Below are 25,750 nucleotides of genomic sequence, written 5' to 3' on the forward strand. Positions count from 1 at the left end.
GGCGGTGGGCAGCCTTGCGGCGCTGCTGCACCGGCTGCTTTACGGGGTGGGCTTTGCCCAGGGCCTGAGCGGCGCCGGGCTGGAGCGGGGCTGGCCGCTGCTGGCGATCCCGGCCGCCGGCGGGCTGCTCAGCGCCCTGCTGGTGCGGCTGCGCCGCCGCCGCGGGCCGATCGTCGACCCGATCGAGGCCAATGCGCTTTACGGCGGCCGCATGTCGCTGACCGACAGCATCTGGGTGACGCTGCAAAACCTGGCCTCGAACGGCTTCGGCCTGTCGGCGGGGCTGGAGGCGGCCTATACCCAGCTTTCCTCGGGCATCGCCTCGAAACTGGGGCTGAAGCTGAAATTGCGGCGCGAGGACATGCGGGTGCTGGTCGGCTGCGGCTCGGCCGGGGCCATCGCCGCCGCCTTCGGCGCGCCGCTGACCGGCGCCTTCTATGCGTTCGAGCTGATCATCGGCACCTATACCAGCATCTCGCTGGCGCCGGTGGTGGGCGCCGCCATCGCCGCCATGCTGGTGTCGCGGGCGATCAGCGGCCAGGGCTTTGCCATCGACGTGGGCGAGATCGGCGCCATCTCGGCCGTGGACGTGCTGCCGGCGGTGGGCCTGGGCGGGCTGTGCGCGGCCCTGGGCATCCTGGTCATGGTCGGCGTCGTGCGCACCGAGCGGCTGGCCAGCGCCAGTCGCCTGCCGGGCTGGCTGCGCCCGGCCGCGGGCGGGCTGCTGGTCGGCGGGCTGGCGCTGGTCACGCCGCAGGTGCTGTCGGGCGGGCACGGCGCCATGCACCTGAACCTGGAGGGCGAGGTGGCCTGGACGGCGCTGGTGGCGCTGTTCGCGCTCAAGGCGGCGGCCTCGGCCTTGACCATCGGCTCGGGGTTCCGGGGCGGGCTGTTCTTTGCCTCGCTGCTGCTGGGCGGGCTGGTGGGCAAGGCGCTGGCGGTGCCGCTGGACTGGCTGGCGCCGGGCATGCTGTCGGCGCCGGCGCTGGCGGTGATCGGCATGAGCGCATTCGGCACCGCGGTGATCGGCGGGCCGCTGGCGATGACCTTCCTGGCGCTGGAGGTGACGGGCGAGTTCCCCATCGCCGTGCTGGTGCTGGCGGCGGCGATGACCTCGTCGCTGGTGGTGCGGCAGAGCTTCGGCTATTCCTTCTCGACCTGGCGCTTCCATCTGCGGGGCGAGACGATCCGCAGCGCCCATGACGTGGGCTGGATCCGCAACCTGACCGTGGGCCGGCTGATGCGGCGCGACCTGCGCTCTGCGCCGGCCAGCATGACCCCGGCCGAGTTCCGCGCGGCCTTTCCGCTGGGCTCGACCCAGCGGGTGATCGTCACCGACGAGAATGGCGGCTATGCGGCGCTGATCCATGTCCCCGAGATCCATGCCGATGCCAATGCCGCCCAGCCCAAGGCGCAGCTTGCGGATTTCTTCTGCCAGCAATCCGACATCCTGCTGCCGGGGATGAACGCCCGCCAGGCCGCCAGCCTGTTCGAATCCAGCCGCTCCGAGGCGCTGGCCGTGGTCAGCGACCGCATCGAGCGCCGCGTCCTGGGCATGCTGACCGAGGCCCATACCCTGCGCCGATACAGCGAGGAACTCGACAAGCAAAGACGCGACATCATCGGCGCGACGGAGTGAACAGGAGATCGGCCATGTCCCCCAACAGTCCCGCCAAGCGGTGCTGCGGCATTTCTTCCAAGGCATCGGCACCGCAAGGACGCGATCAGCCGTTGCTGCGTCGGGCAATTGCCGTGCCCCGCGCCGCGGCCAGTGTGACGGAAGAGTTACGGACCCGCTTGCGCCCGGTTCCCGGCGGCATTTTCCAGATGGGGGCCCGCCGATCGACCTATGGCGGCGACCTGGACAGCCCCCGCCGAAAGGTCCGGCTGGACGGGTTCCTGATCTCTGCCTTCGCGGTGACGAATGCCGAATACGCGCGCTTCGTCCAGGAAACCGGCTATCGCACCGTGGCCGAGAACGAGGGGTGGAGCTTTGTCTTTCACCTGCTTCTGCCCGATCCTGCGGCCTTTCCGGCCAGCCCGGCGGGCCTGCCCTGGTGGCGCAAGGTCGATGGAGCGTGCTGGTCCGCGCCCGAAGGTCCGGGCAGTTCGGTCGAAGGGCGCGCGGATCACCCCGCCGTGCATATCGCCTGGTATGATGCGCTGGCCTATTGCACCTGGTCGGGGCTGCGGCTGCCGACCGAGGCCGAATGGGAACGGGCTGCGCGCGGCGGCCTTGGAAATCGCAAGTTTCCCTGGGGCGACGACCTGATGCCAGGGGGCGCCTTTGCCATGAACACTTTCCAGGGCGATTTCCCGCATGCGAATACGGCCGCGGATGGCTATCCCGGCACCGCGCCCGTCGATGCGTTTCGCCCGAACGGCTATGGCCTTTACAACATGACGGGCAATGTCTGGGAATGGGTCGCCGACCGTTTCGGGCCGCTGCCCGACGCGGATCACCTTCCGGCCCGGAACCCGACCGGCGCGGAACTGGGTTACGCCCGCGTGCAGCGCGGAGGCTCGTATCTTTGCCATGCCAGTTATTGCGACCGCTATCACGTCCATTCCCGCACCCGCAACGACCCTGACAGTTCGACCGGCAATGCCGGGTTTCGGGTAGCGGCGGACGGTTAGGGGTCATTCCCCAACCCGGAAACGCTTTCGAGACCAGGCCGGCCAGCGCCCGGTACCAATTCCGCCATGCCTTTTCCGGCGCGGCGGACCCTGCCCGCTACACCCCGTCAGGGCCCAGCCCGATCGCCGCCAGATCCTGGGCCATCCTGCCTGCCAGCCATTCGCAGAACTGCGAAACCACCGGCAGCAAAGGCTTCGACCGGGCGGCGATCAGCGAATGATGGCGGCCCGTGCCGCAAGGCGCGCGAGACGACGCCGACCCAGCCTTGGCCGGTTCCTGAACCTATGGCGGTCGTGATCGACGACAACGCTGCCAATCCGGAATCAAAAGGCCGACCTCCGAGGAGGTCGGCGAAAGGTTGATCAGGGTGGTCCCGGTCAGTTCCGTGTGGTTAGATCGAGGCCACATTTCATCGGAAAGGCGATGCAAAGCCCGTCACGGGACAGCGCGGCCGGGGCGTTGTCGATCGAGTTCAGCGTCCATACCTTGTCATCGCCGCGCGTGATGGTGGCATTCAGAGCCGCATCGGGATTGTCGCGGAACTCCATGCTGATCCGCCGCTCCGACGAGGAGAACATCGACGCCTTGTCGAAGGACACCTGGATCCCCTGCTTGTCAAGTTCGCAAGCCAAATAGCCAAGCGGGGCCTTTTGGACTTCGCCCTGGTGTTCAAGGCGGATCATTTCCTCCCCGAGTTTGCGGCCGAGGGCGCGAACCGAGGGCGAGTCCTGGCATGCGGCGAGCTCAGCCCGCTGCTCGGCCGCGGTTGCGGCTGCCTGGCACTCCTGGCCGAGTTTCCCCAGCGCGCCCTCGATGTTGGCAGGCGGGCAATAAGAACGGCGCTCGCCGCTATTGAGGGTATCATCGCCCGCCTTGGCCAGAACCTCGGCGGAAACGGCCGCGATCAGTTCCTCTTGGCGGGACGCAAGGCGCCGCTCGGCCTCCGCCGCCCATTCGTCCGGCACTGCGGTCAAGACGCCCGCGCCGGTCTCGATATTTCTCGGGGTCATCATCCAGTGGTGCTGCCCCCGGGCCTCTAGGGTCAGTGGCGCCTCGAGACGTTCGGCGATCATCGCCTCGTAGTTAGCGCGCATCCGAGATTCCCGGATTTCGTTGGCAAGGCGCCAGGCTTCGGCACCGCAGTCGCGAGACAGCGAGTCGTATTCGCGGAAGCGCTGCCGCCCGATCATCTCTTCGCAGATGCGGGAACTGTAAAGCAGATCATCCTCGGTCGCATCCTTCAGCCTTTCAGTAAGGGCCGCGACGATCTGGGGCTGGAGCGCGTCGGCGAGCGCCTGGCGGTGCTTTGCCATTCGGCCCCCGTCGATTTCGTCGAAAAGCGCCCGATCGACGCTCTGCGCCTGAAGCTCCTCCTGGGAAATGGAAAGCCCCTGTGTCTCGCGCAGGGTCTCAAAGGTCTGCGGCAGCGCGGCCAGCTCTGCGATGCGCGCCTCGAGCCAAGTGCGAGCCACGGCCGTATCCTCAAGCCGCGCATGGTTGTCCGCGATCATCTTGATCCATGAGTCCGCATTGCTGTCGCAGGACTTCACGTCGTCGATTAAGGCCTGGCTGATATCGCGGTTCCAATATTTCGCCGGCAGAACGACCATGCCCTCGAGCATCTCGAGGCGCGGATAGCCCACGATGCTCTTGAGGTTTGCGCACAGAGCCTCGCCTTCGGGCCGAAGCTCGGTCGGGTCGCCCCCGGCTGCAGCCAAGCGGTCGGCCGCGACGCGCAGCGCCACGTCGAAGGGCTTCGACCAGGAGGGGTCGCCGAGCGCGAAGCCGCGCGGAGCAAGCTGTGTGTCGAAGCTGTCGCGCATGAACTCGACGAAAGCGGCGCGATCCTCGTCGGTGTCGAGCGGCGCGTTCTGCGCATGCTCGGTCCGCGCCGCGATAAAGGCCTTCCAGGCTGCCGAGTAGCCGTCGGCCTCGTCGCGCGAAAGCTTTGTCTGGTCGAGTTCAGGCAGAAGCTGATATGGCGGGAGCGCCTCATGGGCCATCTGCATCGCGCGCATCTCTGCCGCGCTCGGCGCCAGGTTCTTCGTTGCCTCGATGACCTGGGCAAACTGCTCCAGAGGCGTGCCAGCGGGCTTCAGATCGAAGGGCTCGCAACCTGCATCGTTCCAGGACATTTTGATATCCGCGCGGTAACCGCCCTCCGGCAGCGGCTCAAGGCGCAGCTCGCCGTTGTGGATAGGGTGAACGCCGTTCTCCTCAGCGCCAACATCCAGGATCTGGGTCCGGTTGTCGAAGTAGGTCCGGCGGTAAAGGCGATCGCCATCGGGACCGCGCTCGAGCATGGTCGAGGTGCGGCCGCCGGGGCACTGCTCGACGCCCGAGAAATACTCCGTGTCCTCGGCCCAAGCGGGGGTGGTACTGATGAACGTGGTAGTCGCGAGGGCGACGACCAGCGGTGCGCCCTTAATGCGTATGGATATCATGATTGCTCCCGTTTCAACTGTCGTGGATAGACCACAGAACAGATTGGGAAAAAAAGATCGGAGAGAAGCTTTTTTGAGCTCTTGTTGCTGCGCGGGCCCGCTTTCCGAGATCGGCCCGCGTCAAAAATCGATTTTTCTTACGGTGAGCGAATGACCGCATCGGCGCGGCGGACCCTGCCAGCCGCGACCTGCATGCCTCGATCAGGGATGCCTGCCGGCTATGCCTGGGACTGTGACGGGGTTTCGAAAGGCGGCGGGCCTTACAGCCCGCCGAAATGGAACGCCTTGGTTTCCAGATACTCCTCGATCCCGTCCTGCGCCCCCTCGCGGCCCAGGCCCGATGCCTTGACGCCGCCGAAGGGGGTCTCGGCATGGCTGACCGCGCCAGTGTTCAGCCCGACAAGGCCGAACTCCAAAGCCTCGCCCACGCGGAAGGCGCGCGCGATGTCGCGGGTGAAGAAATAGGCGGCCAGGCCAAAGGGCGTGCCGTTGGCGATGGCAAGCGCCTCTTCTTCGGTGTCGAAGCGAAAGATCGGGGCGACGGGGCCAAAGGTTTCCTCGGCGGCCAGCTGCATGTCTGTCGTGGCGCCGGCCAGCACCACCGGGTCGGCATAGGCATCGGGCAGATCGCGCAAGGCGGTGGCGCGACGCGCGCCCTTGGACAGCGCATCCTCGACATGGGCGCGGATCTTGGCGATGGCGGCGCCGTTGATCATCGGGCCGATGGTCGTGCCCTCGGCCGTGCCTGGGCCGACGCGCAGCGCATCGACGCGCGCGGCCAAGGCGGCCACAAAGGCGTCGTGGATGCCCGATTGCACCAGGATGCGGTTCGCGCAGACGCAGGTCTGCCCGCCGTTGCGGAATTTCGACAGCATCGCGCCTTCGACCGCCGCGTCCAGGTCGGCGTCGTCGAAGACGATGAAGGGCGCGTTGCCGCCCAGTTCCAGCGACATGCGCTTCAGCGTCGGTGCGCATTGCTGGGCCAGCAGCGCGCCCACGCGGGTCGAGCCGGTAAAGGACAGCTTGCGCACCACCGGGCTTGCGGTCAGCGTCGCGCCGATCACCTCGGGCCGGCCGGTCAGGATGTTGATGACGCCGGCCGGGATGCCCGCGCGTTCGGCCAGGACGCCAAGCGCCAGCGCCGAATAGGGGGTAAAGTCCGACGGCTTCACCACCATCGTGCAGCCCGCCGCCAGGCCGGGGGCAACCTTGCGGGTGATCATCGCTATGGGAAAGTTCCAGGGCGTGATGATCGCGCAGACGCCCACGGGTTCTTTCATGGCAAAGACCTTCTTGCCCGGCACGGGCGAAGGGATGATCTTGCCGTTGATGCGCCGCGCTTCCTCGGCGAACCAGCGCAGGAAAGAGGCGCCATAGGCGACCTCGCCCCGCGCCTCGGCCAGGGGCTTGCCCTGTTCGGCGGTCAGAATCTGCGCCAGATCCTCGGCATGGTCCAGCATCAGCCGATACCAGGCCATCAGCAGGTCCGCGCGCTCGGCATGGGTGCGCTTGCGCCAGGCCACCATGGCGCGTTCTGCGGCGGCGATGGCCTGGGCGGTTTCAGCCGCCGTGCAGTCGGGCATCGTGCCGATGGCGCGGCCGGTGGCGGGGTCCGTGACCTCCATGTCGGGGCGGGCGATCCACTGGCCGCCGATCAGCGCGGCCTGGCGGAACAGGCCGGGATCGGTCAGTTGCGGGCCGAAATCGGTCATACGGTTCATGCGCTTTCCTCCAACGCGGCCAGGACGGCGGCGGTAATGGCATCGGTGCCGTGCGATCCGGGGCGGATGCCGATGCCCCGGCCGGTGGCGGATTCGATGGCGGCCAGCACCGCAGCGGCGGCGGGCTTTTCGCCCAGGTGATCCAGCATCATCGCGCCCGACCAGATGGCGGCGATGGGGTTGGCGATGTTTTTCCCCGCGATGTCGGGGGCCGATCCGTGGACGGGTTCGAACATCGACGGGCCGCTGCGGTCGGGGCAGATATTGGCCGATGCGGCAAAGCCCAGGCCCCCCTGGATCGCCGCGCCCAGGTCGGTCAGGATGTCGCCGAACAGGTTCGAGGCCACGACCACGTCCAGATCCTGCGGCGCGATCACCATTTTCGCGGCCATCGCGTCGATATGCATGGGACTGACGGTCACGTCAGGGTATTCGGCGGCCAGTTCCCGCGTCACCTCGTCCCAGAACACCATCGAGTATTTCTGCGCATTGGATTTCGTCACCGAGGTCAGGTGCCCGCGCCGCGCGCGCGCCTGCTCGAACCCGAAGCGGATGATGCGTTCCACGCCCTTGCGGGTGAAGATCGCGGTTTCCACGGCGACCTCGTTGTCGCGGCCCTGGTGGACGCGTCCCCCGGCGCCGGAATATTCGCCCTCGGTATTTTCCCGGATGCAGAGGATGTCGAACCCCGTGGCCCGCAGCGGCCCTTCGACGCCGGGCAGCAGCCGGTGCGGGCGGATATTGGCATATTGGTCGAAGGCCTTGCGGATCGGCAGCAGCAGCCCATGCAGCGACACGCTGTCGGGCACCGTGGCGGGCCAGCCGACCGCGCCCAGATAGATCGCGTCAAAGGGGCGCAGCTGCTCGATCCCGTCCGGTGGCATCATGCGGCCGGTCGACAGACAGGTTTCGCAGGACCAATCAAAGCGGGTGGCATCCAGCGTGAAGCCGAAACGGGCCGCAGCCGTGTCCAGCACCTGCATCGTGGCCTGGGTCACATCGACGCCGATGCCGTCGCCGGGGATCAGCGCGATCTTGTGGGCGGTCATTGTCTTCTCCTTCAGATGTCGATCAGCACCGATTTCGTGCGGCGGTTCGCGGCGAATGCCTCGCGCCCCAGGTCCTTGCCCAGGCCCGACGCCTTCCAGCCCCCGGTCGGCAGGATATGGTCGCGCGACCGGCCATAGCGGTTGACCCAGACGGTTCCCGCCTCAAGCCGCCGGGTCAGGCGCAGCGCACGGGACAGGTCGCGGGTGAACAGCCCGGCGCAAAGCCCATAGGTGGGGTGCTGGGCTAGGGCCAGGCCCTCCTCTTCGGTGTCGAAGGTCTGGAAGGTGGCGACCGGGCCGAAGATTTCCTCGGTCACGGCCGGGTTGCCTGCGGATACGCCGCCGATCAGGGTCGGCCGGTAGAAGCTGCCGCCATGATCGAAGCGTGTGCCGCCGCACAGGATCTCGCCGCCCTGCGCCCGCGCGGCCTGCACGATGCCGTCGATGCGGCGCAACTGCGGTTCCGAGATGATGGGCGAAAAGCCGGGGCGTTCCGCCCAGGTCGGCGCGGGGCGGGGCTTGGCAAAGCGGTCGGCCAGCCGCGCGGCCAGCGCATCCGCGATGCCGCGCTGCACGATGATGCGCGATCCGGCCACGCAGAATTGCCCGGCATTGGGCAGGATCCCGCGTTCCAGGCAATCGGCGGTCAGGTCGATATCGGCATCGTCAAAGACCAGCATCGGGCTTTTGCCGCCCAGTTCCAGGGTCATCGGCTTGATGCCGGTGCGCGCGATATTCTCCATGATCGCCGCGCCCGCGCGGGTTGAGCCGGTGAAGCTGACCTTGTCGATGCCGGGATGCCCGGTGATTGCCGCCCCGGTGATCGGCCCATCACCCAGGACGACATTGACCAGCCCCGCCGGAATGCCGGCACGCACCGACAGTTCGGCCATGTAGAGCGTGGACCAGGGCGTCATCTCGGACGGTTTCAGCACCACGGCATTGCCTGCGGCCAGGGCTGGCGCCAGCTTCCAGCCCGCCATCGAAATCGGAAAGTTCCAGGGCGCGATGGCGCCGACCACGCCATAGGGCTCGGCCGCGACAAAGCCCAGGCTGCCCGCGCCCGTGGGCACCAGGTCGCCGCCTTCCTTGTCGGCGAATTCGGCGAAGAAGCGGATCTGTTCCGCCGTGACCGGCACGTCGCCCGCGGCCGCCTGCGCGACGGGGCGGGACGAGCAGACCGCCTCCAGCCGGGCCAGCGCCGGGGCCTCGGCCTCGATCAGGTCGGCCCAGGCATGCAGCGCGCGCAGCCGGTCGCGGGGGTGAAGGCCCGCCCATCCCGACGCGGCAAGCGCCCGCCGCGCCGCCGCCACCGCGCGGTCCACCATGGCCGCATCGGCCACGGGGATATGGCCGATCACCTGGCCGCTGGAGGGCGCGCGCACCTCCAGCCGGGGGGCGTCCTGGACATAGGCACCGTCGATGAAATGGCCCGCGGGCAGGGTCAGGGACAGGGGATCGAAGGCAAGGGTCATGGCATCCTCGGCTATTGGGACAAGGGTGGCGTGAAGCGGCCGGCGAAAGCTGCCGAAGCGGCGCATCGGGCAGCAGAAATCACCGTGCCACATAAGGGCGCAGAAGATTATGCCGTCAGTCGTCCAGCAACGCGCCGATAGGCACCGGGCGCACCGGCGGCTGGCCGCGCAACCGGCCCACGTCCCGCGGGGCAAGGCCAGCGTGGCGGGCGATCAGATCGGCGGCGGCAAGTTGGCAATAGCGGCCCTGGCAGCGGCCCATGCCGATGCGGCCCAGGGATTTCACCCGGTTGGCCTCGGGTCCGCCGTGATCGGCTGCGGCGCGCATCTGGCCCAGGGTGATCCCTTCGCAGCGACACAGGACAGCCGTATCGGGCAGCGCGTCCAGTTGCGCGCCGGGCCAAGGGAAGGCGCGCGCCATTGCAGCGGCAAAGCGCGTCAGCCGCCGGGCGCGGCGCAGCAGCGCGCGCGTGTCGGGCGTGGCGATCCCCAGGTCGTCCAGGCAGGCGCTGGCGGCCAGCGCGCCCGCGACCTCGGCGCCGTCCGCACCCAGGATGCGCAGCCCGTCGCCCGCCAGATAAAGGCCCCGGCCCGCCCGGCCCATCTGGTCCGCGACCGGCAGCCATTGCGCCCAGGTGTCGGACCATGCAAAGCGCGCGCCCGCCAGGTCGGCCAGTTGCGTTTCCGCCCGCAGATGCCAGCCAAGCGCCACCGCGTCGCATTCCGTGACCTGCGCCCGGCCCCCGGCGTCGCGCCAATGCAGCGCGTCGTCCGTGATACGCTCCAGCCTAACGCCGGCGTGATAGAGCCGCCCCAGCCGCGCGCGCATCGCCAGCCCCCGCGCCGTCACCGTCGGGCGCGCCAGGGCCATGCCGATGCCGCCCTGCACCTGCGCGGCCAGGGGGGATGTGTCCAGCACCGCCGCGACCCCTGCCCCTGCCGCCAGCAGCTGCGCCGCCACCAGGGTCAGCAGCGGCCCCGATCCTGCCAGCACGATCTGCCGCCCGATTGCCACGCCTTGCGCCTTCAGCGCGATTTGCGCGGCACCCAGGGAAAAAACCCCGGCACGCTGCCAGCCATCCACCGGGACCAGGCGGTCGGTGGCCCCCGTCGCCAGGATCAGCCGGTCATAGGGGATCCGTGTCGCGGCGACATGCGCCACCCCGTCGCGAATCGCGTGGACCGAGGACTGCGGGCGATAGTCCACCTGCCCCGCCGCGGCCATTGCGTCAAACAGCGCATGCAGCGCCCGCGCCTTGCCCGCATCGGAGCCATAAAGCTGTTGCGGCGGCCGGATGAACCCGTCGGGCGGGCGGCGATAGATCTGGCCGCCGGCCCGCGCACCTTCGTCCACCACCACCGGCCGCAGGCCCGCCCCGACCAGCCGTTCCGCCGCCCGGATGCCCGCAGGCCCGGCGCCGACGATCAGAACCCGCGTCATGCGGGCCACCGCTCGGGCGCGGTGGACAACAGCCGCATCCCCGCCGCAACGGGTGTCGAGCAGGCGCGCAGGCGCGAGCCGTCCTCGGCCCAGATCCAGCAGTCCTGGCAGGCGCCCATCAGGCAGAAGCCCGCGCGCCGTTCCGGCCCGAACTCGGCCGGGCGCAGCGATCCCGTCCCCAGCAGGATCGCGGTCAGAACCGTGTCGCCCAGCAGCCCGGTCATGTCCTGCCCGTCGAAACGGAACGCGACCGGCGCGCGCCCCGTTTCCGCCAGCCGGACCAGTTGCCCGCTCATTCGGCGGCCTGTGCAAGCGCCGGGCGCGGCAGGTCGGGGAAGCGTGCGCAGACGGCGTCAAAGGCGCGGTGGACGGCCTGCGGGCCGTTGCCCTCCATCCGGCGGAAGATTTCGGTCTTGGCGAAGAAGCGCCAGTGGATCGGCAGCGCCGCCAGGATCGCCGTCAGGGCATCATAGGCGGCGTCGGTCCAGCGCGCCTCGAAGCCGTCGCGTTCGGGGCCGAAATGGAAATGCCCCTTGTGTTCTTCCGCCCGCGCCCGCAAGGCCGCCGTGGCATCGGCATCGCCGACGACCACGCCGTAATCGCGCCGCGCCGCTTCGGCCGAGACATAGCCCCGCGCCACGTCCTGCTCGACCCGCCAGACCTCGCGCTGCATCGGATCGCCGCGCCCGCCGCCGCCGGCGGAACGGATCATCAGCACATCGCCGGGACCAAGGATCGCGGTATCGGCAGAGCCGGTGCGGCGTTCCTCGGGCGTGCCGGGGTTCACGATCATCTCGGCCAGGCCCGCCGCCTTGCCGCCCAGGATCCCCCAGGGCCGGAAAAAGCTGCGGTCGCGGTTGCGCGCGGTGATGCGGCTATCGGGGGCAAAGACGCGAAAGGCCATTTCGGTGGCCAGACCGCCCCGCCAGCGGCCTGCCCCGCCGCTGTCCTGCGCCAGGCCATAGCGGACGAATTCTACCGGCACCTCGGTCTCGGTGATCTCGATGGGGGTGTTTTTCAGATAGGCCGCGTCTGCACCCGACCCGTTGGTGCCGTCGCGCCAGGGCATGCCGCCGCCGCCGCCCACCACCGGGTTCACGGCGGCGATGACGGCCTTTTGCGTGCGCTCGTCGCGCGTCATCACGTTGATGATGCAGTTGTTGCCGGCGGGCGCGGCGGGCATCCGGTCGGGAATGGCCTGCGAGAATGCCCCGAAGATCACCGACCGCAACCGCGCGCAGGTCAGCGACCGCATCCCCACGGCGGCGGGCGCGACCGGGTTCAGCACCGTCCCCTGCGGCGCGATGCAGGTAAAGGGCCGGGTCAGCCCGGCATTCAGCAGGATGCGCGGGTTCAGCGTGTAAAGGACGTAATAGATCCCCACCAGCAGCATGGTATGGCGCGGATCCCCGCCCGAGGGCACGTTCAGCGAACTGCCAAGCTGCGGGTCTGATCCGGTGAAATCCAGCACCGCGCTGTCGCCGCGGATCTTCAGCACCAGGTTCAGCCGGCAGGGATTGGCCTGGTCGCTGTCCTCGTCGGCGTAATCGGCAAAGCGGTAGTCCCCGTCCGGGATCGCGCAAAGGATATCGCGGGCCTGCGCCTCGGCCTGGTCCTTCAGCGCGGCAACCCCCTGGACGAAACCCGCCTTGCCGAAACGGGCGATCATCTGGTGCACCTTGCGCTCGCCAGTGTTCAGCGCCCCGACAAGCGCCTTGATGTCGCCGATATTCAGCGCGGGCTTGCGGACATTGGTCTGCATGATCCGCAGGATCTGCTCGTCGAAGACGCCTTCGTTGACCAGCTTCATCGGCGGAAAGCGGATGCCCTCCTGGTGGATCTCGGTCAGGGACCTGGACAGGGACGCGGGCACCGCGCCGCCCATGTCGGTGTTGTGGATGTGCCCGCCGGTCCAGGCGACGATCTCGTCATCCGCGAAGACCGGCTTCCACAGGTGGGTGTCGGGAGCGTGCGTGGCGACATGGCCGGAATAGGGGTCGTTGGTAAAGGCCACGTCGCCGGGGCGATAGTCGTCCACCATGGCGATGGCCCGGCCATAGGTCAGGCCCGGATACCAGGTGGCGCCCAGGTCCATCGGCACGGCGAAAGTGTCGCCCGCCTGGTCCATCAGCATGACGGTGAAGTCCTGCGTTTCCTTGACGAAGGCGGAATGGGCGGTGCGGTGCAGCGTATGGGCCATGTTCTCGGCCGCCGCGCGGGCGTGGTTGGCCAGGACCTGAAGCGTCATCTTGTCGAACATGGGCTTACTCCGCAAAGCTCAGGTGGATATTCAGGTGGCCGTCCACCCGCGCCGTCGCGCCCTGGGGGATGGCAAAGGTGGTGTCTTCCTGCGCGACGATGGCAGGGCCGTGGAAACGCGCGCCCCCCGTCAGGTCCGCGCGGTTGTAAAGCGGCACGTCCTGCCATTCCCCCAGATGCACCGGCACCTGGCGCAAGGGTCGGGCGGGCGCGGAATCGCCGGTTTCCAGGGGAAATTCGGGCTTCGGCCCGGCGCCGATCGCGGACAGGCGCAGGTTCACGATCTCGATCCGGCCTTCGGGGTCGTCGAAATCATAGATGCGCAGATGCGTGGCGTGGAAAGCCTGGGCGATGCGGGCCGGGTCGTCCAGCCAGGCCGGCTCCAGCGCGACCTCGATCTCGTAGCTCTGGCCGGCATAGCGCATGTCGGCCGACAGGCGCAGGTCGGCGGCGCCGTGATGGCCCTGGGCCGCCAGCCAGGCGCGGCCATCATCGGTCAGCGCCCGGAACGGCGCGGTCAGATCCGCGCCCAGATCGGCAAAGACCGTGCGGATGAAATCGCCGCGCAGATCCGCCACCAAGCCGCCAAGCGCCGAGACGACACCCGGACGGCGCGGGGCGATGACGCGCGCGATCCTCAGTTCGCGCGCCAGGAATGCCCCCAGCATCGGCCCGCCGCCACCAAAGGGCATCAGCGCGAAGTCCCGCAGATCGACGCCGGCGCGCGAGGCCAGCTTCTCGACCTCGACGAACAGTTCGGAAGTCGCGATATCCAGGATCGCCTGCGCGGTTTCCTCGGGGCTGCGGCCAAGCTGTTCCGCCAAGATACCAACGGCCTGCCGGGCCAGCGCAACGTCCATCTGCAACTGGCCATAGGCCATCTGGCTGTGGCCCAGCCAGCCGCAGACCGCCATCGCATCCGTCACCGTGGCTTGGCGGCCGCCGCGCCCATAGCAGGCCGGACCGGGGTCCGATCCCGCCGATTCCGGCCCGACGCGCAGCACCCCCTGCGCATCCACGCTGGCGATGGAGCCGCCGCCGATGCCGATGGAACTGACCGAGACCGAAGGGATGTGCAACGGAAACTCGCCGATCCGCTCGTCCGATCCGAACTGCACCTGCCCGTCCACGATCAGCGCGAAATCGGCCGAGGTGCCGCCGATATCCAGCGTCAGGATGCGGTCCTCGCCGGCCTGGCGGGCCAGCCAGCTTGCGCCGATGACCCCCGATGCTGTGCCCGACAGCAGCATCGACACGCAATCGCGCCGCCCCTCGGCCGCCGTCATCAGCCCGCCATTCGACTTGGTCAGCATGGCGCGGGCCGGCACCCCCTGCCCCGCCAGCCGCGATTCCAGCGCCGTCAGATAGCCCGCGACGCGCGGATGGACATAGCCGTTCAGGATCGCGGTCGAGCTGCGTTCGTATTCGCGGATCACCGGCCAGACCTCTGCCGAGGTAAAGACGAACAGATCGGGCGCCTGCGCTTCGATCTGCGCCTTGACGGCGGCCTCTTGTGCCGGGTCGCGCCAGGAATGCAGCAGCGCGACGACCACCCCCTCGGCGCCTGCGGCCCTGGCACGGGCCACCGCATCGGCGATGGCGGCCTGGTCGGGGGTCGCGGTCTGGCGGCCGTCGGCGCGCATGCGGGCCGGGATGCCGAAGATCATGTCGCGGGAAACCAGCGGGTCGGGGCGGTGGCAGAACAGCGAATACATCTGGGGCATCCGCAGCCGGGCAAGTTCGATCACATCCTCGAAGCCCGCATTGGTGATCAGCGCCAGGCGCGCGCCCTTGCGCTGGATGATGGTGTTGATGCCGACCGTGGTGCCGTGGACAAAGCGGCTGACCCTGGCCGGATCCAGCCCCTCGCGTTCAGCCAGCAGCCGAAGCCCTTGCAGCAGTTCGGCGCCGGGATCGTCGGGCGTGGTCAGCACCTTCAACGATGCGACGCGGCCCGTGCTCGCCTCCAACGCGCAGAAATCCATGAAGGTGCCGCCGATATCGACGCCGATCTTCCAGTCCGCCAGGGTCCCGTCCATTCCGCCACTCCGTCATTGGTCGAGGCGATGGAACCAGAAGCGGCGATCCGCGTCCAAGACGCAAAGCGGCGCGGCCTATAAGTTGGACTTATGCCTTCGGATCGTGTCCCGCATCAGGCTTTCCGCGCGCGACAGCACGCGGCCCTTCAGCGTCAGCAGCGACAGGGGCAGCGCCACCTCGTCCAGCAGCGGGCATTGCCGGATGCCCGCGAACTGCGCCCAGGGCAGCAGGGAATCGACGACCGCAATTCCCAGCCCCGCCTGCACGAAGCCGACGGCGGTGATCGACATGTCGATTTCCAGCACCGGCTCGAACCGCAGGCCCTGGGCGCGGGCCGCTTGGGATAACTCGTGATGCGGCCGGGTCGCCGCGCGATACGAGATCAATGGCTGGTCCTGCAAATCGGCAAGCCTCAGCCCCTGGCGGTCCACGAACGGATGGTCCGGCGGCAACAGACAGGTAAACCGCGTGCCCCCCACCGGCTCGACCTCGATATCGGGGGGCATCGTGTCGTCCAGCGCCAGCGCCAGCATGGCGTCGCCGGCGCGCAGCATGGTGATCAGGGACGCGACAGGGGCGACATGGGCGCGCACCAGGATGTCGGGATGCGCCTTGCGATAGGCGGCCAGCACTGCCGGGAGAAAGGACATCGCGGGCGGGGGCGAGGCCGCGATGCGCACCAGCCCCGCCCGCCCCTGGCGCAGGTCGGCGGTCTTGCGGCGAAGCCCCTCCAGCCCGCCGAACAGCCGCTCGGCGTCGGGCAGCAGTTCCAGCGCTTCGGGCGTGGGGTGCAAGCGGCCCTTTTCGCGGGTGAACAGGGCAAAGCCCAACTCGTCCTCGGCATGCAGCAGCACCTGGCTAAGCGCGGGCTGCGAGATGTTCAACATTCGCGCCGCGGCGGTGATCGAGCCTGCGCGCATCACCGCCACGAACACCTCAAGCTGCCTGGCCCGCATCATGCCCCCATAAGTTCGGCTTATGGCTCACCCAAGAACCCGTCCTTGACCCTTCATGACCCAGGGCGTTCCCTTGGACAAGGTTTTCGGAGGAACGCGGATGTCGGTGATCGTTCTGGGCGGCGGCTTGATGGGCAGCGCGACGGCGTTCTTCCTGGCGCGCCGGGGCATCGCCACGACCCTGATCGACCCCGGCCGCATCGGCGCCGGCGCGACCGTCGCATCCTTCGGCAATATCCGGCGCAGCGGGCGTTACCTGCCGCAATTGCCGCTGGCGCATCGCTCGCTTGCCCTGTGGCACCGGCTGGAGGCGCTGCTGGGCCGCGACGTGGAGTTTCGCGCGACGGGCCATCTGCGGCTGATCTTCGACGACCGGGGCCTGGCCCTGATGCGCCGCTTTGCCGAAGACGCCCTGCCCTGGGGGCTGGCGCTGGAAGAGCTTGGCCCGGACCAGATCCGGCGGCGCTTTCCGGGGCTTGGGCCGGATGCCATCGCCGCGTCCTTCTCGCCCCAGGACGGGTCGGCCAACCCGCGCCTGATCGCGCCGGCCTTTGCCGATGCCGCGGCGCGGGCGGGGGCGCAGGTGGTGGACCAGGCGCAGGTGCTGTCCGTCAAGCCCGGATTTGCCGTCGAAACCTCGCGCGGGACATTCCATGCCGATCGCCTGATCAACTGCGCGGGCCATCACGGCGCGGCCCTGGCGGCGCAGTTCGGCGAACCCGTGCCGGTCGAGGTTCGCGGCCCGCAGATGGCCGTGACCGAGCCCCTGCCTTACCGCATCCTGCCGGTGGTCGGGGTCTGGTCCGCCGATCACGGCGCCTATCTGCGGCAGGTGGAACGCGGCAACGTGGTCTTCGGCGGCGCGGTGGACCGGGCGGCGGTCGGCGCGGATGGCCGCGCCCATGCCGACCCCGCGCGCCTGCCCGCGCAATTGCGCGCGGTGGTGCGGCTGTGCCCCGCCCTGCGCCAGGTTGCCGTCATCCGGCAATGGTCGGGGGCCGAGGGCTATGTCCGCGACGGCCTGCCGGTCATGGGCGCGTCGGGGACCACGGCGGGGCTGTTCCATGCCTTTGGTTTCTGCGGTCACGGCTTCCAGCTGGGGCCCGGCGTGGGCGATGCGATGGCGGAACTGGTCGCCACCGACCGCTGCGACACGCCGCTGAAGGATTTCCACATCGGGCGCTTTGCGGCATGAGCTCAGAACTTCGCCACCTTGCCCCATTGGCTGCCCTTGAAACGGTCCAGCCGGTATTGCGCGATCGGGGTGATCGGCGTCCGGCCCAGGATCATGTCGGCCACCAGATGCCCGACCCCCGGCCCGATCCCGAAGCCATGGCCCGACAGGCCCGCCGCCAGGACCAGGCCCGGCAGGCCGCAATCCGCGTCGATGACCGGAACCCCGTCGGGCGTGCTGTCGATGAAGCCCGCCCAACTGGCCTGAACGGGGATGTCGCGCAGCGCGGGCAGCAGGCGGCGCGCGCGGGCCAGCGTTTCCCTGACCAACGCCTTCGAGGGACGGGGATCAAGAATCCGCACCCGCTCCATGGGCGTTTCGCGATCCAGCGACCAGCGGCCGCGCGTCTCGAACCCTGCGGCCCATCCCTGCAAGCCGCCGGGGCGCAGGGCGCGCCAGCGTTTCGCGAACATCGGCAGAAAATGCCTGGCGCCGGCGAACATTCCCGGCGTCGGATCCACATTGGCCCGGCCCGAGATCGCCAGCGTATAGCCTCCGTCGCCCCGGCGCGTGGCCGATACGGCAGCGGTGTGCACGGCATCGGGCAGCCCCTCGGCCCCCGGCATCACCGACAGGATGGAACTGCGCACCGAGGCTTGCGGAAAGGCGATCCCCAACTGGTGCAGGAAACTGCCGGCCCAGGCCCCGCCGGCCATCACCACCGTGCCGGTGCGGATCGTGCCGCGTTCGGTCACGACGCCCGCGATGCGGCCGGCCTTAAGCTCCAGCCCGCGGGCGGCGCAGGACTGGACCACATGGCCGCCATGCTTGACGATGCCCTGCGCGATCAGCGGCGCGGCGCTGGCGGGGTCGGCAATGCCGTCGGTGGGCGACCAGACGCCGCCCAGCCAGGACTTGCCGGTGGCGCGGCCGCGCTCGGCAGCCTGGGGGCCGGACAGCATCCGCGTGTCAATCCCCTCGCCTTGCGCAAAGCGACCCCAGGCGGCCCAACCTTCCAGTTCGGCCGGGTCGTCGGTCAGATACAAAAGCCCGCAGCGGCGAAAGCCGGTGCCGGGACCCAAGTCGGCGGTCATCTGGTCCCACAGGTCCAGGCTGCGCGTGGACAATGGCAATTCACGGGCGTCGCGGTTCTGCTGCCGGCACCAGCCCCAGTTGCGGCTGGACTGCTCGGCCCCGATCCGGCCCTTTTCCAGCAGCACCACGCTTTGCCCTGCGCGGGCCAGCCAATAGGCGGTCGATACCCCGACGATGCCGCCGCCGATCACCACGCAATCGGCGCGGGCGGGCAGGTCCTGGGCGGTCTCGATGGGCAAAAGCGGTGCGGGCATGGGGTTCTCCGGTCGTGTCGGCGCAGGCTAGCGTCGGGTGGCCAGCCGCTTCTGCCGCATCGCGCGGCGGCAGCGGCATTTCCTGTCGAATTGCAGCCGGTTGGCAGCGAGGCCGAATTGCAGCAGAAGGGACCCGGAACGGGAGGGAAGGTCGAATGACACCGCCGCTGAAACTGGACCGCATTGACGTAAAGATCCTGGCCGCGCTGCAAAAGAACGGCCGCATCACCAATGTCGAGCTGGCCGACCTGGTCGCGCTGTCGCCATCGCCCTGCCTGATGCGGGTCAAGAAGCTTCAGCAGGCCGGATACATCACCGGCTATAGCGCCCAGATCAACGTGGCGAAACTGGGCGAGACGTTGACCGTCTTTACCGAGTTCACCCTGAAGAACCACCGCCCGCCAGATTTCGCACGCTTCCAGGAAGCGCTGGAAAAGATCGACAGTTGCATCGAATGCCACCTGGTGTCGGGCGGATACGACTATCTGGCGAAATTCGTGACCTCGGGGATCGTGGACTATCAAAACATCATCGAATCGCTGATCGACCGCGACGTGGGCGTGGACAAGTATTTCAGCTTCGTCGTGATCAAGACGCCTTTCGTCAAGACGCAGATCCCGCTGACAAGGCTGTTTGCGGAACGGTCCTGACGCGGGCCCGGACGAAACGGCCCCCCGCCTGCCGGGCCCTTCGCGGTCCGGCGGTATCTGCGGACAGGCTAGCGGGCCGCAAAGGCGTGGCCCTTGCCGGCCGAAGCTACCTGCCCGCGAACTGGGCGATCAGGGCCGGGTCCTGTTCCAGCCCCTTCAGCCAGCCGGTATCAAGCTGGGGGATCGACCCGATCAGCAGCCGCGAATAGGGATGCGCGGCATCGGTCGACATGCGCGCGGCCGGCAGCGCCTCGACCACCCGGCCCTTCAGCATCACCAGCACCTCGTCGCAGATCGCCTCGACCGTGGACAGGTCGTGGCTGATGAACATGTAGGACAGATTCAGGTCTCGTTGCAGTTCCTTGAGCAGATCCAGGATCGCCGCCGCGACGACGGTGTCCAGGGCCGAGGTGATCTCGTCGCACAGGATCAACTCGGGCTCGGCGGCCAGCGCGCGGGCCAGGTTCACCCGCTGCTTCTGCCCCCCCGACAATTCCGACGGCAGGCGGTGGCGCAGGTGGCCGGGCAGGCGCACCATGTCCAGAAGCTCGATCACGCGGGCCTTGCGCGCGGCCCCTGTCATGCCGTGATAAAAGGCCAGGGGCCGGGCCAGGATCGTCTCGATCGACTGCGCGGGGTTCAGCGCGGTATCGGCCAATTGAAAGACGATCTGGACGCGGCGCAATTCGTCCTTGCTGCGCTGTTGCAGCAAGGGGGCCAGTTCCTTGCCATCCAGCAGCAGGTTGCCGCGATAGGCCGGCAGGATGCCGGCAATGGCGCGGGCGAGCGTCGATTTTCCCGACCCCGATTCCCCGATCACGCCCAGGTTGCGGCCGCGTTCCAGCCGGAAGCTGACATCGTGCAGGATCTTCGCCGCCGGTACGCCGTCGCGCATTACGCCATAGCCTGCGCAAAGATCCTGCACCGTAAGGATCGGCTCGGGCGCCTGGGGCCGGTCCAGGGGGACATGCGGCACGGGTTCAAAGGCATCCAGAAGCTGGCGGGTATAGGGGTGCTTCGGCGCGTGCAGGATCTGTTCCGTCGCGCCTTCCTCCTGCACCATGCCGTTCTTCAGCACGACGATGCGGTCGGCGATCTGGGCCACCACGGCCAGGTCGTGGCTGACATAGACCCCCGCCATGGCGCCCTTGTCCATGACCGACCTGAAGGCGCGCAGCACCTCGATCTGGGTGGTCACGTCCAGCGCCGTCGTCGGCTCGTCGAAGATCACCAGCGCCGGATCCCCGATCAGCGCCATGGCCGCCGACAGGCGCTGCAACTGCCCGCCCGAGACCTGGTGCGGATAGCGGTGGCCTATGGTGTCGGGATCGGGCAGCGCCAGGGCGCGGAACAGCGCCCGCGCCTTGGCCTCGGCCTGCTCGCGCGGCATCAGCTTGTGGATGGCGGTGATCTCGACCACCTGGTCCATGATGCGCTTGGCCGGGTTGAAGGCCGCGGCGGCCGATTGCGGGACATAGGACAGCTCGGTCCCGCGCATGGCGGCGCGCTGGCGTTCGGACATCGCCGTCACCTCGTGCCGGCCCACGCGGATGGTGCCGCCATGGATGGCGCAGCCGGGCCGCGCATGGCCCATCAGCGACAGGGCGATGGTGGTCTTGCCCGACCCGCTTTCGCCGATCAGGGCCACGATTTCGCCCGGTGCGATGTCGAAGCTGACGCCCTTGATGATTTCGACTTCGCGGCCCGAGTCGGTCTTGGCGCCGATCTTCAGGTCGCGCACGGAAACAAGCGGCTGATCCATCATTCGCTCCTGTCGCGGATGCGGGTGGGCAGGTTGTCGATGAACATGTTGACCGAGATGGTCAGCGAGGCGATGGCGATCGAGGGAAAGATCACCGCCGGCGCCCCCAGGCTGAGGCCCTCGATGTTCTCGCGCACCAGGGCGCCCCAGTCGGCATTGGGCGGCTGCACGCCAAGGCCCAGGAAGGACAGGCCCGACAGCACCAGCACGATGAAGACGAAGCGCAGGCCCAGGTCGGCCAGGACGGGGCCCAGGATGTTCGGGAAGATCTCGCGCAGGATGATGTGGCCGAAGCCCTCGCCCCGCGCGCGGGCCACGGTGACGAAATCCATGGTATTGACGTTCACGGCCAGGGCGCGGGCGAAGCGATAGGATCCGGGCAGATACATCGCCGCCAGCGTCACGATCAGGATCGGGATCGAGGATCCGACGGCGGCCACCACGACCAGGCCGAACAGCAGGTGCGGAATGCCGTTGAAGGCGTCCAGGAAGCGCGACAGCAGCGTGTCGAACCAGCCGCCGACCACCGCCGCGATCATGCCCAGAAGCACGCCGCCCGCACAGGCCAGGATCACCGCGGCCAGCGCGATGCCGGTGGTATAGCGCGTGCCCATGATGATGCGGGACAGGATGTCGCGGCCCAGATAGTCGCTGCCCATCCAGAACTGGCTGCTCATCGGGCCGAAATAGTCGAAATCGACCATGTCGCCGGGGGGATAGGGCGCGATCCAGGGGCCGATGATGGCGATCGCCGCCCAGAACAGGATCACGGCCAGGCCGATGCGGCCCGCCCAGTTGAAGGAATATCCCAGCCGGGCCGGGGTCGGAAGGCGCAAAGCAAGGGACATCAACGGCGCAACCTCGGGTTGGAGAGAATGGCGATCATATCGGCCAGCGTGATCAGAGCCAGATAGCTGATGCAGAAGATCATCGCGCAGCTTTGGATCAGCGGCAGGTCCCTTGTGGATACCGCGTCGACCATCAGCTTGGCCACGCCGGGATAGTTGAAGACGGTCTCGACGATGATCACGCCGCCGACCAGATAGGACAAGGACAGCGCCACTGCATTGGCAATGGGGCCAAGCGCGTTCGGCAAGGCGTGGCGCAGCACCATGCGGGTGCGCGACGCACCCTTCAGCAGCGCCATTTCCACATAGGGGGTGTTGATCGTCTCGATCACCGCCGCCCGCGTCATGCGGATCATTTGGGCCGAGACGACGAAGGACAGCGAGATGACGGGCATCGCATAGGCGCGCAGCATGTCGCCCAGGGAATCCACGTCCACGCCAAAGGACAGCGCCGGCAGCCAGTCCAGCCAGACGGCAAAGACCAGCACCGCCAGTGTGGCGACCATGAATTCGGGCACCGAGATGACCGAGATCGTCAGCACCGAGACCAGGCGGTCCAGCCAGGACCCGCGCCACATGGCGGCGGCGATGCCCAAGGCCAGCGCGACGGGCACACAGACCAGGGTGACGATGCCCGCCAGGCGCAGCGTGTTCATCAGCCGCCCCGACAAAAGGTCGGCCACCGCCATCTTGTTGACATAGGACATCCCCAGATCACCGGTGGCAAGCCCGCCCAGCCAGGACAGGAAGCGCCAGATCGCCGGCTCGTCCAGGCCCATGGCCGTGCGCAGGCCCGCCACCGCCTCGGGGGTTGCGGCCTGACCCAGCAGGATCTCGGCCACGTCGCCGGGCAGCAGTTCGGTGGCGAAAAAGACCGCGAAGGACACGATCAGCAGCGTGATGAGCGCGATGCCCAGGCGCTGGCCGACCAGGATCCAGGTGGTTGCGGAACGCAGCATGGCGCACCTCCGGTCAGGGGTGGATGCCCCGCGCAGGTGGCGCGGGGCGCGGTAACGTCAGGCCTCCAGCCAGACATATTCGGCAAAGGCATAGCCCATCTGGCCGCCCAGCGGGTTGGCGCGCATGCCCTTCATCTTGGACGAATGCGCATCGACGTTGGAAATATAGGCGGGAATGATGGTGCCTGCCTCATTGGCGACCATTTCCTGCATCTCCCAATAGATCGCCTTGCGCTTTTCCTCGTCCAGCAAGCCGCGCGCCTCGACCAGCATGGCGTCGAACTTCTCGGACTTGTAGTGGCTTTCGTTCCAGGGCGCGTCGGATGCGTAAAGCAGCGAGAACAGGATGTCCGGCGTCGGGCGCGGATTGATGTTGCCGAAATGGCTTGGTGCCTTCAGCCAGTAGTTCGACCAGTACCCATCAGAGGGCACGCGCTCGATCTTGAAGGGCATGCCGGCCTGGGCGCCGGCCTGCTGGACGACCATGGCATAGTCGATGGCCGAGTTCGCCGCGTCCGAGGTGACGATGGGGATCGCCTGGCCCAGCACCCCGGCCTTTTCGAACAGCGCCTTGGCGCGCTCGGGGTCGAATTCGCGCGGCTTCAGGTTCGGGTTGTGATAGCGGTCCATGGCCGAGACGGGCTGGTCGTTGGCCACCTCGGCCAATCCGCGCAGCACGCCGTTCACGATGGCGTCGCGGTTCATCAGGTATTTCATGCCCTCGATGAAGCCGGCCTTGTCGCCCGGCGCCATGTCCAGACGGATATTGAGGTTGGTATAGTTGCCCGCGGTCGAGATCGAGCTGACGACATGGTCCTGTCCTTCGATCATGCGCATGGACCGCGGGTTGACCGCGGCGGCCAGGTGGATGTCGCCCGACAGCACCGCATTGACGCGCGCATTGTTGTCCGAGATGGCGAAATATTCGAAGCTGTCCAGATATGGCCCGGTGCCCTTGAAGTAGTTCGGGTTGCGCGTCCCGATGGACCGTACGCCGGGTTCGAAGGTTTCGCAGACGAAGGCGCCGGTGCCGTTGGCCGTGCTGAAATCGCTGGTGCCTTCGGCCAGGATCATGAAATGGTGCAGCGACAGGATCGTGGGCAGGTCGGCATTGGCCGCCGTCAGCACGATGCTGACGGTGCGGTCGTCCACGGCGGCGATCTCAGCCATCTGTTCGGCGATGGCGGCGGCCTTGGACCCCACGGCCGGATCCTGATGGCGCTTGAGCGACCAGACCACGTCCGACGCCGTCAAGGTCTTGCCGTCGTGGAAGGTCACGTCGGGCTTCAGCTTGACCTGCCAGCTCTTGCCGTCCGTCGTCTCAATGGACTCGGCCAGCTCCATCTTCACCTCGCTGCCCTCTTCAAGGAAGGTCAGGCGGTTATAAAAGGCGCAGCAGCGGGTATAGTCGGTGGACAGGGACGCCTTGGCCGGGTCCAGCGTGTCGGCGGTCGAGGCCGACCAGCCCGCGGCCTTCAGATGCCCGCCCGTGACCGGGGTTTGCGCGACGGCCTGACCGGCGCGCAGCAGCAGCGACCCGCCCGCAGACAGCGCCACGCCCGACGCCATCAGCATCTTGAGCAGGTCCCGGCGCGAAGCGCCGCGGCGGATTGCAGCCTCGACCATCGCGTCGTCGCGGCCCGTCCAGTTGTTCGGCTTGAGGTCTTTCATGTCGTCATCCCTGTTGCTTGTCCGGCGGCTCTCGTGTCCGCTCGGACGGGTGGAGTCAGCGGTCGAAAGCCTTGTCGGCGGCCTCGGCCAGTTCGATCAATGTATGGAAGTGATAGTCGGGTTCGGTGAATTCTGCGGGCTCGATGGTCCCGCCATAGCCTTCCTGGGCATGGCGGCGCTGGATCCAGGCATTCGTCATGCCCAAGGCGCGCGAGATGCCGATATCGTGGTGCTGGCTTTGCGCGGTATGCAGGATGTCGTCCTTGGTCCCGCCATTCTTGCCGACGAAGTCGAAGACCTGCTGGAAAAAGGCCGGATCGGGCTTTTCGGTGCCGGTATCGTCGGTGGTGAAGCTGGCCCAGAACGGATGGCCCAGCTTTTCTTCGTATTTCTCAAACGCCCAGCGGCGGGCATTGGTCATGGCGATCAGCTTGTAGCGCGCCTTCAGCCGGGCCATTGCCTGGACGCTGTCGGCAAAGGGCTGCGCCTCGCCCACGGCGTCGATCATGAACCGGCGGTTTTCCGGTGTGTCGGGCAGGCCGGTCGCCGCCGCGATCCGACCGTAGCAGCGGCCCAGGTCGTCCGGGAAGCGCAGCGCGTCCGGCTGATAGCGGGCGTCGCGGTAGACGGCCAGCGCCCCTTCGCCATCGACGGTCATGCCGGCACGGGCGGCGATCGCCGCCAGCGCGCCGGTGATCGCCCCCTCGAAGTCGATCAGCGTGCCGACCACATCGAAGGTGACATAGGAAAAGCGGTCCAGGGGTCTTGCCGCCGTCAGGATGGCCATGGGGTGAACTTCCTTTCGCAGGTGCCGCGGGGCCGCGGCGGTCAGATCGGCAGACGCGCGGGCCGTTACATTCCGTCACATCCAGATTGCGCCATTCCCGGTCTGCAAAACGCCGAAACGGGCAGCCGGCGCAGCAGATTCTTTCGTATTGGGCGGGGACGCGGCATATCGCGAGCGCTCTAGGGTCTGTTGAGATTCATCGTGAGTTGATCAGGGCTGCCACAGCGTAGATCATGGCCTCAAAGGATGTATCGGTCTTTTCGGACCGCATGGCGATACGCTTGAACTCCTTGAGTTTGCAGAAGAAGTTCTCGATGAGGTGGCGGCGCTTGTAGAGTTCGGGATCGATGATCAACGGCGCGCGGCGCTGTGGACGCTGCGAGATGCAGATCAGCGCGCCGCGTGCGTTCATCTCGGCGATGATCCAGTTGCTGTCGAAGGCCTTGTCGGCCAGCATCGCATTGAAGGCGAGCCCCTCGATCAGCGGCGCGACCCCAACCGTGTCAAAGCGGTGCCCCGGTATCAGG

The 25,750-nt window shown here is 67.9% G+C and carries 20 protein-coding genes; 4 read left to right on the forward strand and 16 right to left on the reverse strand.

Features of this window, described 5'->3' with window-relative positions; all coding sequences use genetic code 11:
• The coding region (locus tag F3H32_RS15960) for a chloride channel protein (protein WP_149766690.1) at positions 1-1,639 on the forward strand (1,639 nt) is incomplete at its 5' end.
• A 14-nt stretch (positions 1,640-1,653) separates the two neighbouring features.
• On the forward strand, positions 1,654-2,637 hold the full coding sequence (locus F3H32_RS15965; RefSeq protein WP_149766691.1) for a formylglycine-generating enzyme family protein: 984 nt from the start codon (positions 1,654-1,656) through the stop codon (positions 2,635-2,637).
• 378 nt (positions 2,638-3,015) lie between these two features.
• On the opposite strand, the gene F3H32_RS15970 is transcribed toward F3H32_RS15965, so the two are convergent.
• From F3H32_RS15970 to F3H32_RS16010, 9 genes are all read right to left on the reverse strand, one after another.
• Positions 3,016-5,082 carry a hypothetical protein gene (locus F3H32_RS15970; RefSeq protein WP_149766692.1) on the reverse strand — a complete coding sequence of 689 codons (2,067 nt, stop codon included), beginning with the start codon at positions 5,080-5,082 and terminating at the stop codon, positions 3,016-3,018.
• Between the two features lie 260 nt (positions 5,083-5,342).
• On the reverse strand, positions 5,343-6,803 hold the full coding sequence (locus F3H32_RS15975; protein ID WP_316702874.1) for an NAD-dependent succinate-semialdehyde dehydrogenase: 1,461 nt from the start codon (positions 6,801-6,803) through the stop codon (positions 5,343-5,345).
• Positions 6,800-7,852 carry a tartrate dehydrogenase gene (locus tag F3H32_RS15980; RefSeq protein WP_149766693.1) on the reverse strand — a complete coding sequence of 351 codons (1,053 nt, stop codon included), beginning with the start codon at positions 7,850-7,852 and terminating at the stop codon, positions 6,800-6,802. Before F3H32_RS15980 ends, F3H32_RS15975 begins: the two co-directional genes overlap by 4 nt.
• Before the next feature lie 11 nt (positions 7,853-7,863).
• Positions 7,864-9,327: an aldehyde dehydrogenase family protein gene (locus F3H32_RS15985; protein ID WP_149766694.1), complete on the reverse strand. Its 1,464-nt coding sequence runs from the start codon at positions 9,325-9,327 to the stop codon at positions 7,864-7,866.
• Between the two features lie 115 nt (positions 9,328-9,442).
• Positions 9,443-10,768 carry an FAD/NAD(P)-dependent oxidoreductase gene (locus tag F3H32_RS15990; RefSeq protein ID WP_149766695.1) on the reverse strand — a complete coding sequence of 442 codons (1,326 nt, stop codon included), beginning with the start codon at positions 10,766-10,768 and terminating at the stop codon, positions 9,443-9,445.
• Positions 10,765-11,064 carry a (2Fe-2S)-binding protein gene (locus F3H32_RS15995; protein ID WP_149766696.1) on the reverse strand — a complete coding sequence of 100 codons (300 nt, stop codon included), beginning with the start codon at positions 11,062-11,064 and terminating at the stop codon, positions 10,765-10,767. Before F3H32_RS15995 ends, F3H32_RS15990 begins: the two co-directional genes overlap by 4 nt.
• Positions 11,061-13,028, reverse strand: a complete 1,968-nt coding sequence (locus F3H32_RS16000; protein WP_149766697.1) for a hydantoinase B/oxoprolinase family protein — start codon at positions 13,026-13,028, stop codon at positions 11,061-11,063. Before F3H32_RS16000 ends, F3H32_RS15995 begins: the two co-directional genes overlap by 4 nt.
• Positions 13,029-13,032: 4 nt before the next feature.
• Positions 13,033-15,066, reverse strand: coding sequence for a hydantoinase/oxoprolinase family protein (locus tag F3H32_RS16005; protein WP_149766698.1), 2,034 nt, complete (start codon positions 15,064-15,066; stop codon positions 13,033-13,035).
• Between the two features lie 75 nt (positions 15,067-15,141).
• Positions 15,142-16,026, reverse strand: coding sequence for a LysR family transcriptional regulator (locus F3H32_RS16010; RefSeq protein WP_223191500.1), 885 nt, complete (start codon positions 16,024-16,026; stop codon positions 15,142-15,144).
• Positions 16,027-16,123: 97 nt separating this feature from the next.
• On the opposite strand from F3H32_RS16010, the gene F3H32_RS16015 reads away from it, so the two are divergent.
• Complete coding sequence (locus F3H32_RS16015) at positions 16,124-17,218, forward strand: NAD(P)/FAD-dependent oxidoreductase (protein ID WP_149766699.1); 1,095 nt, start codon at positions 16,124-16,126, stop codon at positions 17,216-17,218.
• Positions 17,219-17,220: 2 nt separating this feature from the next.
• Here F3H32_RS16015 and F3H32_RS16020 read toward each other — a convergent pair whose 3' ends face one another.
• Positions 17,221-18,546 (reverse strand): NAD(P)/FAD-dependent oxidoreductase, encoded by a 1,326-nt coding sequence (locus F3H32_RS16020; RefSeq protein WP_149766700.1) that lies wholly within the window; start codon positions 18,544-18,546, stop codon positions 17,221-17,223.
• Positions 18,547-18,701: 155 nt separating this feature from the next.
• Between F3H32_RS16020 and F3H32_RS16025 the strand changes: the two genes are divergently transcribed.
• On the forward strand, positions 18,702-19,196 hold the full coding sequence (locus tag F3H32_RS16025; RefSeq protein WP_217654191.1) for an Lrp/AsnC family transcriptional regulator: 495 nt from the start codon (positions 18,702-18,704) through the stop codon (positions 19,194-19,196).
• 106 nt (positions 19,197-19,302) lie between these two features.
• Here the strand turns inward: F3H32_RS16025 and F3H32_RS16030 are convergent, their stop codons facing one another.
• The 6 genes from F3H32_RS16030 to F3H32_RS16055 form a co-directional block, all read right to left on the reverse strand.
• Positions 19,303-20,958 (reverse strand): ABC transporter ATP-binding protein, encoded by a 1,656-nt coding sequence (locus tag F3H32_RS16030; protein WP_188128690.1) that lies wholly within the window; start codon positions 20,956-20,958, stop codon positions 19,303-19,305.
• Positions 20,958-21,806, reverse strand: coding sequence for an ABC transporter permease (locus F3H32_RS16035; protein WP_149766702.1), 849 nt, complete (start codon positions 21,804-21,806; stop codon positions 20,958-20,960). The genes F3H32_RS16030 and F3H32_RS16035 overlap by 1 nt, the downstream gene beginning before the upstream one ends.
• Positions 21,806-22,765: an ABC transporter permease gene (locus F3H32_RS16040; protein ID WP_149766703.1), complete on the reverse strand. Its 960-nt coding sequence runs from the start codon at positions 22,763-22,765 to the stop codon at positions 21,806-21,808. Before F3H32_RS16040 ends, F3H32_RS16035 begins: the two co-directional genes overlap by 1 nt.
• A gap of 57 nt (positions 22,766-22,822) precedes the next feature.
• On the reverse strand, positions 22,823-24,436 hold the full coding sequence (locus F3H32_RS16045) for an ABC transporter substrate-binding protein (protein ID WP_149766704.1): 1,614 nt from the start codon (positions 24,434-24,436) through the stop codon (positions 22,823-22,825).
• A 55-nt stretch (positions 24,437-24,491) separates the two neighbouring features.
• On the reverse strand, positions 24,492-25,223 hold the full coding sequence (locus F3H32_RS16050) for an HAD-IA family hydrolase (RefSeq protein WP_149766705.1): 732 nt from the start codon (positions 25,221-25,223) through the stop codon (positions 24,492-24,494).
• Between the two features lie 196 nt (positions 25,224-25,419).
• Positions 25,420-25,750: transposase (locus tag F3H32_RS16055; protein WP_188128691.1), on the reverse strand; the 331-nt coding region annotated here is incomplete at its 5' end.

Source organism: Paracoccus thiocyanatus (assembly GCF_900156255.1).
Taxonomy (GTDB): domain Bacteria; phylum Pseudomonadota; class Alphaproteobacteria; order Rhodobacterales; family Rhodobacteraceae; genus Paracoccus; species Paracoccus thiocyanatus.